Genomic DNA, 16,974 nt, shown 5'->3' on the forward strand with positions numbered 1-16,974 from the left:
GCCCGCTTCTGCGCATCATAGATTATAATAGCATAATGTCTACTGGCTCCAGGCAGAGCCGTGCGGAGCGCTAGATTCTCGTCATGCGCACCGTGGCGTCCGGACGCTGGAACAGCTCCGGGCGCAGGCTGAGACCGAGCCCAGGCCCATCGAGCGGCGCGACATGGCCGTCCTTGACCGGCGGAATGTCGGCGACGATTTCGGTGTACCAGCCGGTGAAATAGGCACGCACCGCCTCCTGGTAGTTGACGTTCGGCAAGGTGGCCGACAGCGCGCAGCTGGCGGCATAGACGATCGGCCCGGTGCAATCGTGCAAGGTGACAGGCAGTTCGCTGGCTTCGGCCATGTTGGCGATCTTGCGCGCCTCGGAGAGGCCGCCGCACCAAGCGAGGTCGATCATGATCACGCTGGCCGCGCGCTTGTCGATCAGCTGCTTGAACATCTGTCGCGAGGCGAGCCGCTCGCTGGCGGCAACGGGAATCGAGGTGTGGCGGGCAAGCTCGGCCATGGCGTCGAGTTCGTTGTAGCGGATCGGTTCCTCCAGCCAGGCGACGTCATACGCCTTCAGCGCCTCCGCGATGCGCAGCACGGGCGGCAAGGTCCACAGCCCGTGCAGCTCGACCATGATTTCCATGTCGCGGCCGACAGCGTCGCGGATCTTCTGGAACGGCTCCAGCGCCTTGTCGAGATCGGCAAGCGAGATGCGGGTGCCGTTCGATGCCTCCGCCGCGATGTCGAACGGCCATATCTTCATCGCGCCAATGCCCTCGGATTTCAGGCTCCTGGCGAGATCGCCGGCATTGTAGCGCCAGGCGAGCAGGTCCTCGTACGGGCCCTCGTTCGAATCGCCTGATTTGAGCGACCAGTCCTCGCCGCGCTCGAACAGGGCGTTCTTCTTCGTGGCGCGGACATGTTTGTAGCCGGCGCAAGTGTTGTAGATGGGCACGCTTCTGTGGGTGCGGCCGCCAAGCAGCCGCCAGACCGGTTCGCCGAGCGCCTGGCCATAAATGTCCCAGAGCGCGATGTTGACGGCGGAATTGCCGCGCACCTCGGCCCCGGAATCCCGCGCGCCGACATAGACGCTGCCAAGCGTGCGGTCATGCAACTCGATGTCGCGCGGATCCTTGCCCAGGAGATAGGCGGCGACATTGTCGTGGATGTAGGACGCGACCGGCCCCGGCGCCCAGAAGGTTTCTCCGGTGCCGATGAGACCGGCATCGGTGTGGACGCGCAGCCAGAACAGGAATGGAAACTCGGCCAGCTGCAGCGTTTCGAGCGCGACGACTTTCATCTTTTCCTCCCATTGCAGCGGACCCATGCGGTCGACGGGACAATAGCACATCGCCGTTGACAGCCATTTATGGTACCGGTATCAATTCCGTCAAGATGGCCACCGGGAGGGCGTTCGTTTGCCTGCCAAAGATCAAGACACGACGCGGCGGAGAGCACTGGTCACCGGTGCCGCGGGCGGCCTCGGCCGGGAGGTGGCGATCCAGTTGGCCCGGCGAAACTGTGTCGTCGCGGTCACCGACATCAATGGCGAGGGACTGGCCGAGACCATCAGGCGGATCGGCGACACAGGCTCTGAAAGCGAGAGCATCGTCAGCGATTTCACCAGGGAAGGCGCACCGGAGGCCGCGGTCGAAAAAGTGGTCGCGCGCTGGGGCGGCATCGACATCCTCGTCAACAATGCCGGCTATGGCGTGATCGAGCCATTCCTCGATGCCACCTTCAAGGCCTGGACGCGCACGCTGGCGCTCAACGTCACGGCACTTGCCATGGCCTGCAAGGCGGCGGGGCGGGTGATGCGCGAGCAGCGCTCGGGGCGCATCATCAACATCACCTCGCCAGGCTCGCGCATGGCGCTGCCCGATTACACGGCCTACACGGCGAGCAAGGCCGGCGTCGATTCCATCACCCGGGCCGCGGCCGTGGCGCTGGCCCCCTATGGCGTGCTGGTCAACAGCCTGGCGCCGGGCATGATGGACACCGAGATGCAGCGCTCGACCGAGGTCGATCTCGCCCGCGCCAATGGCCGCAACGATCTGCAGGCCTTCCTCGACGAGCGCACCCGCCGCATCCCGCTCGGCCGCCGCGCCGAGATCTCCGAGGTCGCTGAAGCCGTCGTCTGGCTCTGCCTCGATTCGCCCCGATACATGACCGCCGAGCGGCTCAACATGTCGGGCGGGCTCGACAAGGACTGATCCCATGCTGCGAAACTCCCCTCCCGGCAGCGCCGATATCGGCGCGCTCGAACGCAAGGCGACACGGCTGCGCCGCCACATGCTGGCCATGGCGCGCGGCCAGGGCCAGGGCTATATCGGGCAGGGCCTCGGCATCGCCGATGTGCTGGCCGCGCTGTATTTCCACGAACTGCGCTACGATCCGCACAATCTGGCGTGGCCCGACCGCGACCGCTTCCTGCTCTCGACCGGGCATTATTCCATCGCGCTCTGGGCAGCGCTGGCCGAGGCCGGCATCATTCCGGTCGACGAATTGACCACCTATGGGGCCGACAACAGCCGGCTGGAAATGTCGACGCTCGACACCACGCCCGGTGTCGAAGTGATCGGCGGCTCGCTCGGCCATGGCCTGGGGCAAGGCGTAGGCCAGGCGCTGGGCCTGCGCGTGGACCGCTCGGACGCACGCGTCTTCGTCGAACTGTCCGATGGTGAGATGCAAGAAGGCTCGACCTGGGAAGCGGCGATGTCGGCCAGCCATTTCAGGCTCGACGGGCTGGTGGCGCTGATCGACTGCAACGGCATCCAGGCCGACGGCCCGGTGGTGCTCGACATGGAGCCGGTGGCCGACAAATGGCGCGCCTTCGGCTGGCAGACATCGGAGATCGACGGCAACGACATGAGGATGATAGTCGGTGCGCTGGCGGATGCGAGGAACCGCAACGGCAAGCCGAAGGCGATCGTGCTGCGCACGCTTCCGGGCAAGGGCGTGCCGCGCATCGAAACCTCCGAGAAATCGCACTTCTTCCGCATCGACGTGGCGCAATGGGACGGCATCATCGCCGAGTTCGAAAAGACCGTGGGGGCGGCCCAATGAGCGGCGCGGCGACGGAGGCCGGACGTACGCTGGCCATGGGCCAGGATGAAGCGGTCGGCGGTGGCCGGCAGAGTGTCGAGGCACCGTTCGGCAAGGCGTTGGCGCGGCTTGGCCAGAGCCGTCCAGACATTGTCGGACTGACTGCCGATCTCGGCAAATACACGGATATCTTGCCGTTCCGCGACGCCTTCCCGGATCGCTTCTTCAATGTCGGCATGGCCGAGCAGAACCTGGTCGCGGTGGCTGCAGGACTGGCGCGCACCGGCAAGGTGCCGTTCGCCACCACCTATGGCGTCTTCGCGACGCGGCGCGCCTATGATTTCGTCGCCATCGCGCTCGCCCACTCCAACCTCGACGTCAAGATCGTCGCCGGCCTGCCGGGACTGACCACCGGCTATGGCGGCACGCATCAGGCGATCGAGGACCTGGCCTTGATGCGCATGATCCCCGGCCTGACCATCATCGACCCCTGCGACGCGACCGAGATCGAGGCAGCGACCGAGGCGATCGCGGAGCATAGGGGTCCGGTTTACATGCGGCTGTTGCGTGGCAGCGTGCCGGTAGTGTTCGAGCCCGGCTACATCTTCGAGATCGGCAAGGCGCGCCGCCTTCGCCAAGGTTCCGATGTCGGCCTCATCTCGACCGGCTTCATGACCGAGCGGGCGCTGGATGCGGCGGATGCGTTGGGTAAACAAGGCATCACGGCCGGCGTGCTGCACGTGCCGACGATCAAGCCGTTCGACGCCGGGGCGGTGGCCGAATTTGCCGCTGGCTTCAACCATATCGTCACGGCGGAAAACCATGTCGTGGTCGGCGGGCTGGCGAGCCTTGTCGTCGAGACCTTGTTCGATGCCGGCATTGCGAAGAAAGTGACGCGCATCGGCCTGCCCGACCGCTATATCGAATGCGGCGCGGTGCCGACCTTGCAGGCGAAATACGGGCTGACGACCGAGGCCATCGTCACAACAATTGCCGCGTTGAACTAGGACTGCCGCATGAAGATCACCGACATCGAGACCTTTGCCGTCGGCGCCGGCTGGAAGAACTGGCTCTTCGTCAAGGTGCACACGGACAAGGGCATCCATGGCATCGGCGAAGGCACGTTGAACGGCTTCATCAAGACCACCGAAGCCGGTGTGCACGAACTCAAGCACCTCGCCATCGGCCAGGATCCGCGCCGCATCAACGCGCTGGCCAAGCGCATGCTGGATAGCGTCTCGCTAGACGGCGGCCATATCCACCGCACGGTGATCGCGGCGGTCGAGGTCGCCTGCTGGGACATTCTGGGCAAGAGCCTCGGCGTGCCGATCCACCAGTTGCTCGGCGGCCAGGTGCGCGACAGCGTGCTCGGCTACGCCAATGGCTGGTACCGCACCGAGCGCACGCCGGAGGCCTTTCTGGAAGCCGCCAAGGCGGTTCTGGCCAAGGGCTTCAAAGCGTTCAAGCTCGACCCGTTCGGCACCGCGCAGGGCTTTATCTCGCGTGAGGAACTGGATCTCTCCTACGCGATCTGCCGAACCTTGCGTGACAAGCTACCGAAGGACACGCTGATACTGATCGACGTGCATGCCCGCTTCACCGAGATCGCGGCGCTGCAGGCGGCACAGAAGTTCGCTGACCTCGACATCTACTGGTGGGAGGAGCCGACCTCGCGCGACCGGCAGGAGACCGTGCACGAAGTGGCGCATCGCTCGCCGATCCCGGTTGCGACCGGCGAGATGTACGACACGGTCGGGCAGTTCTACACGCTGGCCGCCGGCGGCGGCGTCAATATCTTCCAACCCGAACCGATGTCGCTCGGCGGCATCGCGCCGTCCATGCAGGTGGCCAATCTGGCGCTCGCGCATGGCAGCCACATCGCGCCGCACCAGAGCGGCGGACCGGTGGCGACGGCGGTGTGCCTGCAGCTGGCGGCGGCGGTGCCGAACTTCCTCATCCAGGAGTATTTCGACGCCTTCAACGACCCGTGGACGCGCGACCTCGTGACCTGGCATCCGACCGTCAAACCGGACAATGGCCATCTGTCGCTGCCGGACGCGCCGGGGCTCGGCATCGATCTCAACATCGAGGCGATCAAGGATCACCCCTACGATCCCAACGCCTATCTCAACGTCCATGCGGAAGGCTGGGAAAAGCGCCTCGGGCGGCGTGAAGAGGCGGGCAAGCGTGGCCGTTAGGTTGGCAAAGCCCTCCGTCCATTCGTCATTCTAGGGCGGAGCAAGGAGCGAAGCGACGCGGCGCAGACCCTAGAATCCATGCCGGGACTCCCGAGCGTCACAGCGGTCCAGAATTCTGCTCCGCTGCACCCGTCAGGAAGGTCGCGGCATGGATCCTAGGTCTCCGCGACGCCGCTGTGCGGCTGCTCCGCCCTAGGATGACGAAGCTGGGGCCTCGGTCGCCAAGGAGAGAACCTCAAGCACTCTCGCGGTCGACGATCTCGAAGCCAAGGCTGGTGATGGTCGGCACCTTGGTGTCGCCGCCGAGCCTCGCCAGCAATTGCCGCACCGCGCGGCGGCCCATCTCGTAGCGGTTGACCTTCACCGTGGTCAGCGGCGGATAAAGCTGCGCGGCCAGATCCATGTCGCCATAGCCGGCGATCGCGATCCTGCCCGGCACCGCCCAGCGGCGGCGGTGGCATTCCTGGACGGCGCCGACGGCCAGCGTGTCGCTGGAAAAGAAGATGGCATCGATATCCTTGTGCCTGGAGGTCAGCGTCACCAGCGCCTCGGCACCGCCCTGCGCGGTGATCGGCACTTCGACCTCCATGTCGCCATGGTTCTTGAAACCCAGTTCGGTGAGTGCGGCGTGATAGCCGGTGCGGCGCTGCTGCAAACGATCATTGCCATGGATCGGCGTCGAGACGAAGCCGATGCGCTTGTAGCCCTTGGCCGCCAGATGCATGGTCATGGCATAGGCGGTCTCGAAGTTGGAGACGCCGACCACCATGTCTATCGGCTTGCGGCCCTTGATCTCGGATATTTCGACCACCGGTGCGCCGCTGCTCTTCAGAAGCGCCCGTGCCGCCTCGCTTTGCACGAAGCTCTGCAGGATCATGCCGACCGGTCGCCAGCCGAGCAGATTGCGGATCGATTTTTCCTCCGCCTCCTGCGTGAATTCACCCTGCACCAGAAGCATCGAATAGCCGCTCTCATGGCATTCGTCGGACATGCCTTGCACCTGTTCGGCGATGCCCGAATTGATCAGCGGCGGCACCACCGTGCCGATCATGCGGCCATTGCCGCGCATGCTTGAGGCCAGCCGGTTGGGCACGAAGCCGGCCTGCTCGATCGCTTCGAGCACTCTGATGCGCGTCTCCGGCGACACCATGTCGGGATTGGACAACGCGCGCGACACCGTCATCGGCGCGACGCCGACACGCTTGGCGATCTCGCGGACGCCAAGGCGTTGCGGCTTCTTCTCGCCCGCCGGCGGCTTGTCGACCATCACCATGCTCCAAAAGAGAGCGACCCACCAAGGCAATGTCCTATGGATCACACCGTAAGCGCCTTTCATAGCGGGTGTGGTGGACGGTTTCCAGCCGCGGGTCCGGCGGGGATGGCAAGCATCGACGGTTCAGAAATTGCGCCCATAGCCAGCCGTCCACCCACCGTCGACGCCCAGCATCTGGCCCGTCGTGTAGGTGTTGAGCGGATCGCAGAAGAACAACACGGCCGCGACCGCTTCCTCGATGCGGCCGGCGCGGCCGACCGGTGTGTGGCTGAGCATCGCCTTGTCGCCCGAGACCATGGTTTCACCCTCGACCGCGCCGAAGCCGACGGCATTGACCAGCACCTTCGGCCCGAATTCCATGGCCAGCGTACGCATGCCGGCCAGGATCGAGGCATTCTCCATGGAGAAGCGCGGATGGCGACGCATCGGCATGCAGGCGGTGGCCGAGATCAGGAAGACAATGCGCCCGCGGCCGTGCTCGGTCATGGCCACGGCCGCCTTGCGGGCATCGGCATACAAGGTGGGGGGATCTTCGGCCGTCGTTCCCGGACGCAGCGGGCATGAAACAAGAAGGATGTCGGGGGGCAGCATGCCAGCGGGCCGTGCCCACACCCCTTCGACAATGCGGCCGCCATTGGCACGCAAGGCGGCAATTGCCGCTTCGACGAGCGGATTGCCTGGGCCTTCCAGCGCTATCGTCGCGCCGGCGAGATCGATTTCCATCGCGCCACTCACATCATGTATCCCGCCGTCCAGCCGCCATCGACGGCCAGGACCTGGCCGTTGACGTAGCTGGCGGCAGGCGAGGCCAGGAACAGCACCGCCTCGGCGATCTCTTGCGGTTCAGCCGGACGACCGAGCGGGACATGGGCGAGGAATTCCTGCGTGCGGCCGGCGAACTTGCCGTCGTCGCCGTAAAACAGCTTGGCCGTCAGCGCCGTCATCACCGACCCCGGGGCGATGGCGTTGGTCAGGATGCCCCTGGCACCAAGTTCGATCGCCATAGAACGTGTCAGATGGATGATGCCGGCCTTGGCGGCGACGAACGGGCTCTGCAGGCGCATGGCGGCAAGGCCGACGACCGAGGCGATATTGACGATGCGCCCGCCGTTGCCGGCGGCGAGCATGGGCGCGAGTGCCGCCCGGCTCATGATATAGAGGCCGTCAAGGTCGATGCCAGTGATGCGGTCCCATTCCTCGGGCGGGAATTCGTCCAGGGTGACGCGGTGCGCCAGCGTGTTGACGCCGGCATTGTTGATGAGGATGTCGAGGCGGCCGTAGCGCTGCATGATCGCGGCGATCGCACTGTCGACCGAGGCGGCATCACGGATGTCGGTGGCGCAGGCCATGGCGTTGCTCAGACCGGCCGCGACCTGGCTTGCGCCTTCGCCGTTGATGTCGGCGACGACGACGGCGGCGCCATTGTCGGACAGGCGTCCGGCGATGGAACTGCCGATGGCCCCCGCGGCCCCGGTGACCAGCGCTACCTTGCCTCGCAAATCGCAGCGCATGTCCCGTCCACCCCCGAGCAATATCGGGTTATGCTATTATAATATTCGCAGGGTGTGGACAAGCAGTTGAGTCATGGCAAGTGCTTATTCCGCCGGCGCACCAGCGACATTCTTGCGAGCGGCATCCACCATCAGCCGCCGGGCGCGGAACACGCCCCATTGCTGGTCGACCAGCACGCCGATGAGGATGACCCCGCCCATCACCGCGAAGTTGAGGGAAGACGGGATGCCGAGCAGATTGACAAGGTTCTGCAGCTCCTGCAGCAGCACGGTGCCCAGCACGACGCCGATCAGCGAGCCTTCGCCGCCGCGCAACGAGAAACCGCCAAGCACAGCCGCGGCAATGGCGTAGAGTTCGTAGAACTGGCCATGGCTGGCGGGTGAAATCGAGCGCGTGTACATGGCGAAGTAGATCGCCGACAAGGCGGTCAGCACGCCACAGATGACATAGGCGGCCATGACGATCCGGCCGGTGCGGATGCCTGAATATTTCGCCGCCTCCTCGTTCTTGCCGATGGCATAGAGATAGCGGCCGAACACCGAGCGGTGCAGCACCACCCACATGACGATGGCGATGATAATCAGGGCGAAGAAGGAGTTCGGCACGCCCCAGGAGCGGCCGGCGGTGAGAAATTCGAGGTCAGGAAAATTCTGGCCGAAGGCGAAGCCGGCCGTGCCGTCGGCGGTGTAGAAGCGCGCGACGCCGCGATAGATCAGCAGGCCGCACAGCGTCACGACAAAGGGTTGCAATTTCAGCCGCGTGATCAGCCAGCCATGCGCCAGTCCGATGATCGCGCCAAGCACGAGGATGAGCACGAAGGCAACAGGCCATCCCATGCCGCGCACGGCGATGAAGTCGATGAACAGCGTGCCCAGCAGCGCGACCAGCGAGCCGACCGACAGTTCGATGCCGCCGGTGATGATGACGAAGGCCTGGCCGATCGAGAGGATACCGAACAGGCCGATCAGGTTCGAGGTGTTGGCAAGGTTGATCGGCAACAGGAAGCGCGGATTGATGATGGCGACGATCGCCCCGACCACCAGGATCAGGATCAGCAGGCCGAGATCTTTCTTGCTCATCGTCGTCTCCGCTTACGGCCAAAGCGCGTCGTGCGCTCCGGCTCCTTGGTCTATGCATGTCGTTGTCGCGAACCCGAGGTCACTTCTGCGCGACAGCATTAGTTTGCCGGCTTGCCCACAGCCAGCAGCAGCACGTTTTCCTGGCTGAACCGGTCCTTGTCGAGAATGCCCGAGATCTGGCCCTCATGCATGACGGCGATGCGGTCGGACACGCCGATCACCTCCTCCATGTCGCTGGAGATCATCAGCACGGCGACGCCGGCGTCGGCGAGCGCTCGCATCAGCCCGTAGATTTCCGCCTTCGCGCCGATGTCGATGCCGCGCGTCGGCTCATCGAGGATCATCACCTTCGGGTTCATGGCCAGCCACTTGCCGAGCACGACCTTCTGCTGGTTGCCGCCCGACAGCGTGCCGGTGCGTGTCTGCACCGACGGCGCCTTGATGCCGAGATCCTTCTTCTGCTTCTCGGCGGTAGCGTTCTCCGCACTGGCCGACACCAGCGAGCGCCTGGCATGCGCCGGCAGATTGGGCAGCGAGATGTTCTGCGCGATCGACAGGTCGAGCAGGATGCCGGTCAGCTTGCGGTCTTCCGGCACCAGGAAGATGCCGTGCGCGACGGCGTCGGCCGCGGAGCCGAGCACAAGCGGCTTTCCGTCGAGCTCCAGCGTGCCGCCAAGGCTGCCGTCAATGCCGAAGAACACGCGTGCCAGCTCGGTGCGGCCGGAGCCGACCAGGCCGGCAAGGCCGAGGATCTCGCCGCGCCTGACATCGAGGTCGACCGGGCGGCCGGGATAGGTGGGCGTGCGGACGGCCTTGGCAGCAAGGGCGACGGCGCCGGGGGCACGCGCGGCCTCGGAGGCTTTCTCGCGCTCCTTCAGCATGCGCCCGATCATCAGCTTGACCATCTGGTCGTGGTTGATGTCGCGCTTGCCCAGCGTGCCGGCCAGCATGCCGTCGCGCAGCACGACGACGCGGTCGGCGACGCGCTCGACCTCGTGCAGGCGGTGCGAGATGAAGATGACGCTGATGCCATCGGCCTTCAGCGCCTTGATGACGTCGAGCAATTTGTCGGTTTCGGCTATCGGCAGGCTCGATGTCGGCTCGTCGAGGATGACCAGCCTTGCCTTGATCGAGAGCGCCTTGGCGATCTCGACCATCTGCTGTTGCGCAAGCGACAGGTCGGCGACCTGCGTGTCGGCGGAAAAATTGGCGCCGACGCGCTTCAGCAGCGGCGCCACCATTTCCCGCAGCTTGGAGCGGTCGACAAGCTTGAGCGGTCCGGCGCGTAGCGGTTCGCGGCCAAAGAAGATGTTGGCGGCGACATCGAGGTTTTCGAACAGGTTGAGTTCCTGGTGGACGAAGGCGATGCCCGAGCCAAGGCTGCCTTCGACGCTGAGCCCCTTGTGGGCGGTGCCATCGACCGTGATGGTGCCGGTGTCCGGCGTGGTGACGCCGCCGAGGATCTTCATCAGGGTCGACTTGCCGGCGCCGTTCTCGCCGACGAGGCCGATAACCTCGCCCGGCCTGACCTCCATCGAGAAGCCATCGAGCGCGACGACGCCCGGATAGGTCTTGCGCACGTTCTCGAGACTGAGGAACGGTGTGATTGCCGCGATGGATGTGTCGGAATAATTCATCATGCCTGACAGCGATTGGCGGGCCGACCTCTCAGCAGACTGACGATCCCGGCCGGGTTCGTCAATGCGGACAGCCGGCTCAAGCGAAGTTGAGCCGGCCGAACTGCTTCCTGGCCTTAGTTTCCAGCCATCGCCTTGAGATTGGCGGCATAGGCGTCGACATCATCCTTGCCGATGATCTTGGTCGGGATGATGATCAGCGCATTGGCCGGGATGCCCGACTTGTCGCCCTTGAGATAGGCCGCCATCAGCTTCATGCCCTGATAGGCCCATTCGAAAGGCTGCTGCACGACGGTGGCGGCAATGGTGCCTTCCTTGACGCCGCCCAGCGTGATCGGATCGTCATCGAAACCGACGACCGTGATCTGGCCGAGCTTGCCGGCGTCGCGCAGCGCCTCATAGATGCGCGGCGTGTTGTAGGAATAGAAGCCGACCATGCAGGTGACGTCGGGGCTGGCAACCAGCGCGTCCTCGACATTCTTCTTGGCGCGGGCCTGGTCGATATCGTCGCCACGCACGTCGTCAAGCGTGATCTTGGTGCCGGCCAGCCCGTCCTTGAAGCCCTGGATGCGCTCCTTGGCATTGTCTGCACCGAGCAGGCCGACGAAGCCGAGGCACTTGCCGCCATTGGGCATCGCCTTCTTGGCGATATCGGCGGCCTGCTTGCCGGCGTCGACGTTGGACGAGCCGATATAGGCGACACGCTTGGTCTGCGGAGCGTCGCTGTCGGTGGTGAACAGCGCTGTTTGCGAGGCGATCTTGTTCAAGCCATCGGTCGAGGTCTTGGGGTCAACCGCCGAAACCATGATGCCCTTGACGCCGGCCGTCACCAGATCGTCCATCAGGCGCTGCTGGATGGCGACCGAGGACTGCTCGGGATATTTGAGCTCAAGCGTGTAGTCGGGCAGTTCGCCTTGCGCCTTCTTGACGCCGGCTTCGGCCGCTTTCCAGAAATCGGAAGCGCCGTTGACGACGAAGGCCAGCGTCGGCTTGTCGTCGGCGCGCGCGATGGCTGTCGCCGTCAGGCCGACAACCAGGGCCGCGGCGGCCACGGATGCATTGCGTATCAAGGATTTCATGTTCAACCTCCCGTTTTGGTCCAGCCATCCGGCTGACCGGTCTTGCTCACTAGAATTGCCTTGCTCACCTGGATTTGCCGTTTGCGGCTCGGACGCCCCTCCTCCTCAGGGGTTCCCGGCACTGAAAGAATGGCGTCGTTCCAGCCACGGCCACGGACTTTAGAGACTCATCCATCATTCGTAAATAGTCCGATTTGTCTGACATATCACATGTCCGAGACAGAGCTTGCAGAGGCAATATCCGCTCGCCATCGGGCCAGTCACGCACGCTTTCCCGCCGCGCCAGAACCCAACGGGGCCGGACGCGACGGATTGACGTTACAGCGCATTTTTGTATTAGTAAACACTATTAGTTTCGGCTCAACATTCGCACGCGCCGAGGCGACATCGCAGACGACGCGCCGCGGACCGATGCCTGGGCAACATGGCGGCGCGAGCCTTGCAACCCTTGCTTTTCTCGGATAACCGGAACCTGATGACCGATGGACCACGAAGCTACTAATAGATATAAACAGCGCGACGATTTCTATAAATCGGCACCGCAGCGCCATCTTGTCGACCCGGCAGGCTGCCGCTAGACAGGACTGGGGATCGGGGACACCAATCAATGAGCGAGACGACGGATCCGGCCAGCGAGACGGCGAGACGCCGCAAGGCGCCGGCAAAGCCCAAGGGGCGGGTCACCATGACCGACATCGCCAGGGCCGCCGGCTGTTCGCAGGCGACCGTTTCCTTCGTGCTCAACAATTCACCCGGCATCAGGCTGTCGCAGCAGACCCGCGAGCGGGTGATCGAGGCCGCCCGGGCGCTGGGCTACAGCGCTCCCGCTTTCTCGGCGCTGCGCAAGCCTGTTGCCGCCTTCGATGGGCTTGACGGGGTGATCGGCTTTGCCGTCGACCAGCTCGCCACCAGCCCGGAGGCGGTGGTCGCCATCGAGGGCGCGCGCCAGGCCTCGTGGAATGCCGGCAACGTGCTCTTGGTGGCGCAGACCATGGGCGACGCCGTGATGGAGCCGCGCGCCATACAGGCGCTGACCAGACGGGGCATTTCGGCGCTGATCTACATGACCATCTTCACCCGCGAGATAACGGCGCCCGACTTCCTCTACAGCCTCGACATCCCGGTGATCCTGCTCAATTGCTACACGTCGGACTATGCCTTCCCCGCCGTGGTGCCTTCCGAAATCGCCGGCGGCCAGAGTTCGACCCGGCATTTGATCACCCATGGCCACCGCCGCATCGCCACCATCACCGGTGAGCCATGGATGCAGGCCGCACAGGACCGGCTGAAGGGCTACCGCCGCGCGCTCGCCACCGCCGACATCCCGTTCGACCCGGAATTGGTGGTCGAGGGCGACTGGTCGGCAAGCGCCGGTTATGCCGCGACGGTGAAGCTCTTGGCGCTGAAGGAGCGTCCAACCGCCATCTTCTGCCAAAACGACCGCACCGCGATCGGCTGCTACGAGGCACTCAAGGAAGCCGGCCTGCACATCCCCCAGGATATCTCCGTGGTCGGTTATGACGACGAGGAAATCGCCCGGCACCTCTTTCCGCCGCTGACCACCTCGATCCTGCCGCACATGGCGATGGGCCAATGGGCGATCGAACAGCTCGAGGCACCCTTGCCGCCCGGGCAGGGGCGCTATCCCATCACCAAGCTGGAGTGTCCGCTGGTGGAACGGGAGAGCGTACGGGCCGTCGCGGGTAGTTAACGCCAGGCAACCGGCTCAGTGGCGCTGCGACCGGCGCAGATATCTCTCCAGCCACAGGCTGTAGCGTGAGCCGCCGAAGCACAGCACGAAGTAGATCAGCGCGGCGAACAGATACGCCTCGTCGTAATAGCCCAGCCATTGCGGGTCGGTGGCCGAGGCGCGCGCGGCGTTGAGCAAATCGAAGATGCCGATGACGGCGAGCAGTGATGTTGCCAGCAGGAAGCCGATCGCCAGGTTGACCATGCCGGGAATGACCAGGCGCAGCGCCTGCGGCAGCACCACGAGTTGCATCGTTCGCCAGTAGCCGAGGCCAAGCGCGGTCGCCGCTTCGTACTGGCCTGGCGGGATCGCCTGCAGGCCGCCGCGAATGACTTCGGCGATATAGGCCGACCAGAACAGCGTGATCATGATCATGGCGCGCACGTTCTTGTCGATCAGTTGCCCATTGGGAATGGCCATCGGCAGGATGAGCATCGCCACGTAGAGGATGGCCACCATCGGCGTGCCGCGCATCACTTCGATGAAGACGATCGCCAGCATGCGCAGGCCGCCCATGCCGGAACGCCTGGTCAGCGCCAGCAGGATGGCGAGCGGCGTCGCCAGGCCGAAACAGACCGACCACACGAACAGCGTCACCGCCAATCCGCCCCACTGGTTCGATGGGACAGCGGGTGGAACCAGAGAGCCGGACATCAGCATCCAGCTGGCGGCAATCACGACGAACCAGGCGGCGAGCAATCCCTTGCGCCAGAAGCGCGGCTGCGCGGTGACGACCAGCAGCCCCAGCAGCAGCACCATGACGATCAGCGGGCGCCATTGCAGCGCCGGCGGGTAGAAGGCGAACAGGATGAAGCGGAATTTTGCCCCGACGAACGCCCAGCAGGCGCCAGACGCCGCCGCGCAGTCGGCCGATGTTCCCGTCCATGTCGCGTCAAATATGCCCCAGCGCAACAGCGGCGGTATGATCCAGGCCAGCAGTGCGACCGTGACCACGGTGATCAGCGAATTCAGCGGCGTGCCGAAAAGCCCGACCTTCAATGTCCGCAGCGTCGCCGACGATCGCCATGTTCTCAGGTCAAGAGCGTCGGAGAGGCTCATATCCTTGCTCCCCTGAGCGCGACACGCTTGTTGTAGAGGTTCATGGCCGCCGAGACGGAGAGGTTGATCGCCAGATAGATGGCGATCAGCAGGGTCAGCGCTTCCAGCGACTGTCCGGTCGTGTTGGCGGTGGTGTTGATGATGCTGACCAGATCAGGGTAGCCGATGGCGACGGCAAGGCTGGAATCCTTGGTCAGGTCGAGGTAGCTGGACGTGGTCAGCGGCGTGATGACGCGCAAGGCCTGCGGCAACACGACAAGGCGCATAATCTGGCCGTTGTGCAGGCCAAGCGCCCTCGAGGCCTCCCACTGGCCGCGATCGACGGACTGGATGCCGGCCCGCACGATCTCGGCGATGGCGGCCGAGAATTTCACCACTAGGCCGGTCAGCAGTGCGGCGAATTCGGGTGTCAGATTGTGGCCGCCGCGGATGTTGAAGCCGGCCAGCGCCGGTATCTCCCAGGCCGCGCCGGCGCCGGTCAGCGGGAAGGCAAGCACAACGGTGCCCAACAACAGCGCCGTTGCAAGGCCCAACCGCCTGGCGGACAGCCTGCCGCCGCGCCATGCCCATAGAACGAAGATCAGATAGGCAGCCGCGAGGCCGCCGAGCAGCCAGAACGTCGGTGCCGACACATCGTGGAAACCGAGCGCCGGCACGAAGACGCCGCGGTTGGTGAGGAAGAAGCTGCCGAACGCCGAAAGCGCCTGCCGTGGCGAGGGAAAGGATTTCGCCAGCGAAATCCAGAAGAACAACTGCAGCAGAAGCGGCGTGTTGCGGACGATCTCGACATACCAGCGCACCAGCCCCGCCAGCAGAAGATTGCCGGAGAGACCGGCAACGCCGAGGGCGACGCCGAGGATCGTGGCCAGCACGCAGCCAAGCGCCGCCGCTTTGATCGTGTTCAAAAGCCCGGCCAGGATAGCGCGCGCATAGGGATCGCCAGCCTTGAAGGCAATCGGCGCCTCGCCGATCTCGAAACTCGCCGGCCGGCTGAGGAAGTCGAAGCCCGGCGTGATGCCGATGCGCGCCATCGTCTCGGCGGCGTTGTGGCCAAGCAGCCAGAACAGCGCGACGACCGCGGTGATGACGGCGACCTGCGTCAGCGGATAGCTGCCCCACCACAGGGATATCCTGCGCAAAATGCCGGGTCCGCCAGGACCCGGCATGGTTTCGTCAATCAAGGACATTGGTTGGCGAAGGTCTTAGCGGAACGGCGGCGAGTAGAGCAGGCCACCGTTGGTCCACAGGCTGTTGTAACCACGCTCCCAGCCGAGCGGCTTCAGATTGCGGTCGTAGATTTCGCCGTAATTGCCGACGGTCTTGATGATGTTGTAGGCCCATTTCGGATCGAGGCCGATCGCTTGCGCGAGTGACGGATCGACGCCGAGGAAGCGCTGGATGGCCGGATCCGGCGACTTGAGGAAGTCGTCGATGTTCTTGCTGGTGATGCCCCATTCCTCGGCCTGGATGGTGGCGTTGACCGTCCAGTTGACGATTTCCAGCCAGCGGTCGTCGCCGCTGGCGATCGCCGGCGCGAGCGGCTCCTTCGACAGACGCTCGGGCAGGATGATGTAGTCGTCAGGTTTCTTCAGCTGCGTGCGCTTGCCGACGAGGTCGGACGAGTCCTGCGTGATGGCGTCGACACGGCCCGACTCCAGCGCGTTGATGAACTCGCTGGTGTCCTCGATCGTCACCGGCGTGAACTTCTTGCCGGTCTTGCGGAAGAAATCGGCGATGTTCAACTCGCCGGTCGTGCCGCTCTGGACGCCTATCGTGGCGCCGTCGAGATCGGCGGCCTTGGTCACGCCAAGGTCCTTGCGCACCAGTATGCCTTGCCCGTCATAGAAGACGGTCGGGCCGAAATGGAAGCCGAGCTGGAAAGCGCGCGTGATCGTCACCGTCACGCCCGACAGCAGGATGTCGAATTCGCCGGACTGAAGCGCCGGCAGGCGCTGCTGCGGCGAAGAGTTGGTGAACTCCACCTTCTCCGGATCGCCAAAGACGGTGATCGCCAGGGCGCGGCCGTAGTCGGCGAAGAACCCCTGCCAACGGCCGTTGCTGTCCGGCGAGAAGAAGCCGGGTGTCGTGCCGACGCCGACCTTGATGGAGCCCCGCGCCTTGATCTTGTCGAGGGTCGGGCCAGCGTAGGTGGATGTCGAGAACAGTCCCACCGCCACCATGAGCGTCGTTGCCAGTGCCGTCCTCCAACGGGCACCGGACCGCGTTGTTGTCGTCATGTACGTCACTCCTGCGATTTGTTGCCATCAGCCGCTGGCGGAACGTCCCCCGCCCTGTTCGACTGGCTCGAAGTTAACTCTAAAATTTTTGTAGACTAAGGAACGGCAATCCAA

Annotated in this window: 15 protein-coding genes; 5 read left to right on the forward strand and 10 right to left on the reverse strand. The window is 64.6% G+C overall.

From position 1 onward, the window contains the following. Positions 1–70: 70 nt before the first annotated feature. On the reverse strand, positions 71–1,291 hold the full coding sequence (locus MesoLj_RS02650) for a mandelate racemase/muconate lactonizing enzyme family protein (protein WP_140770478.1): 1,221 nt from the start codon (positions 1,289–1,291) through the stop codon (positions 71–73). A gap of 118 nt (positions 1,292–1,409) precedes the next feature. On the opposite strand from MesoLj_RS02650, the gene MesoLj_RS02655 reads away from it, so the two are divergent. Genes MesoLj_RS02655 through MesoLj_RS02670 form a run of 4 tightly spaced genes read left to right on the forward strand, consistent with a single transcriptional unit; the run spans position 1,410 to position 5,234 of the window. After that, positions 1,410–2,204, forward strand: coding sequence for an SDR family NAD(P)-dependent oxidoreductase (locus tag MesoLj_RS02655; protein WP_202324988.1), 795 nt, complete (start codon positions 1,410–1,412; stop codon positions 2,202–2,204). Between the two features lie 4 nt (positions 2,205–2,208). Then, complete coding sequence (locus MesoLj_RS02660; RefSeq protein ID WP_202324989.1) at positions 2,209–3,057, forward strand: transketolase; 849 nt, start codon at positions 2,209–2,211, stop codon at positions 3,055–3,057. Then, entirely contained in the window at positions 3,054–4,043 is a 990-nt protein-coding gene (locus MesoLj_RS02665; protein WP_202324990.1) for a transketolase family protein, read from the forward strand. The genes MesoLj_RS02660 and MesoLj_RS02665 overlap by 4 nt, the downstream gene beginning before the upstream one ends. Before the next feature lie 9 nt (positions 4,044–4,052). Next, a complete protein-coding gene (locus tag MesoLj_RS02670; protein WP_202324991.1) occupies positions 4,053–5,234 on the forward strand; it encodes a mandelate racemase/muconate lactonizing enzyme family protein in 1,182 nt (393 codons plus the stop codon). 235 nt (positions 5,235–5,469) lie between these two features. On the opposite strand, the gene MesoLj_RS02675 is transcribed toward MesoLj_RS02670, so the two are convergent. From MesoLj_RS02675 to MesoLj_RS02700, 6 genes are all read right to left on the reverse strand, one after another. Next, on the reverse strand, positions 5,470–6,501 hold the full coding sequence (locus tag MesoLj_RS02675) for a LacI family DNA-binding transcriptional regulator (RefSeq protein ID WP_244735278.1): 1,032 nt from the start codon (positions 6,499–6,501) through the stop codon (positions 5,470–5,472). Positions 6,502–6,630: 129 nt separating this feature from the next. Next, the gene (locus MesoLj_RS02680) at positions 6,631–7,242 is read right to left on the reverse strand and encodes an SDR family oxidoreductase (RefSeq protein ID WP_244735279.1); all 612 of its coding nucleotides are present in this window, start codon (positions 7,240–7,242) and stop codon (positions 6,631–6,633) included. Further along, a complete protein-coding gene (locus MesoLj_RS02685) occupies positions 7,239–8,018 on the reverse strand; it encodes an SDR family NAD(P)-dependent oxidoreductase (RefSeq protein ID WP_140770497.1) in 780 nt (259 codons plus the stop codon). The genes MesoLj_RS02680 and MesoLj_RS02685 overlap by 4 nt, the downstream gene beginning before the upstream one ends. An 84-nt stretch (positions 8,019–8,102) precedes the next feature. After that, on the reverse strand, positions 8,103–9,098 hold the full coding sequence (locus tag MesoLj_RS02690) for an ABC transporter permease (RefSeq protein WP_140770499.1): 996 nt from the start codon (positions 9,096–9,098) through the stop codon (positions 8,103–8,105). A 98-nt stretch (positions 9,099–9,196) separates the two neighbouring features. After that, on the reverse strand, positions 9,197–10,735 hold the full coding sequence (locus MesoLj_RS02695) for a sugar ABC transporter ATP-binding protein (RefSeq protein WP_202327145.1): 1,539 nt from the start codon (positions 10,733–10,735) through the stop codon (positions 9,197–9,199). 116 nt (positions 10,736–10,851) lie between these two features. Continuing rightward, the gene (locus tag MesoLj_RS02700; protein ID WP_140770502.1) at positions 10,852–11,814 is read right to left on the reverse strand and encodes a sugar-binding protein; all 963 of its coding nucleotides are present in this window, start codon (positions 11,812–11,814) and stop codon (positions 10,852–10,854) included. A 607-nt stretch (positions 11,815–12,421) separates the two neighbouring features. Between MesoLj_RS02700 and MesoLj_RS02705 the strand changes: the two genes are divergently transcribed. Next, the gene (locus MesoLj_RS02705; protein WP_202324993.1) at positions 12,422–13,525 is read left to right on the forward strand and encodes a LacI family DNA-binding transcriptional regulator; all 1,104 of its coding nucleotides are present in this window, start codon (positions 12,422–12,424) and stop codon (positions 13,523–13,525) included. Positions 13,526–13,540: 15 nt separating this feature from the next. Here the strand turns inward: MesoLj_RS02705 and MesoLj_RS02710 are convergent, their stop codons facing one another. From MesoLj_RS02710 to MesoLj_RS02720, 3 genes are read right to left on the reverse strand one after another with little or no spacing between them, the layout of a single operon-like run. Continuing rightward, positions 13,541–14,623, reverse strand: coding sequence for an amino acid ABC transporter permease (locus MesoLj_RS02710; RefSeq protein WP_202324994.1), 1,083 nt, complete (start codon positions 14,621–14,623; stop codon positions 13,541–13,543). Continuing rightward, positions 14,620–15,789: an amino acid ABC transporter permease gene (locus tag MesoLj_RS02715; protein WP_446720320.1), complete on the reverse strand. Its 1,170-nt coding sequence runs from the start codon at positions 15,787–15,789 to the stop codon at positions 14,620–14,622. The genes MesoLj_RS02710 and MesoLj_RS02715 overlap by 4 nt, the downstream gene beginning before the upstream one ends. A 36-nt stretch (positions 15,790–15,825) precedes the next feature. Continuing rightward, positions 15,826–16,803: an amino acid ABC transporter substrate-binding protein gene (locus tag MesoLj_RS02720; protein ID WP_446720321.1), complete on the reverse strand. Its 978-nt coding sequence runs from the start codon at positions 16,801–16,803 to the stop codon at positions 15,826–15,828. Positions 16,804–16,974: the final 171 nt, after the last annotated feature.

Origin of the sequence: Mesorhizobium sp. 113-3-9 (assembly GCF_016756515.1) — a bacterium.
GTDB lineage: Bacteria > Pseudomonadota > Alphaproteobacteria > Rhizobiales > Rhizobiaceae > Mesorhizobium.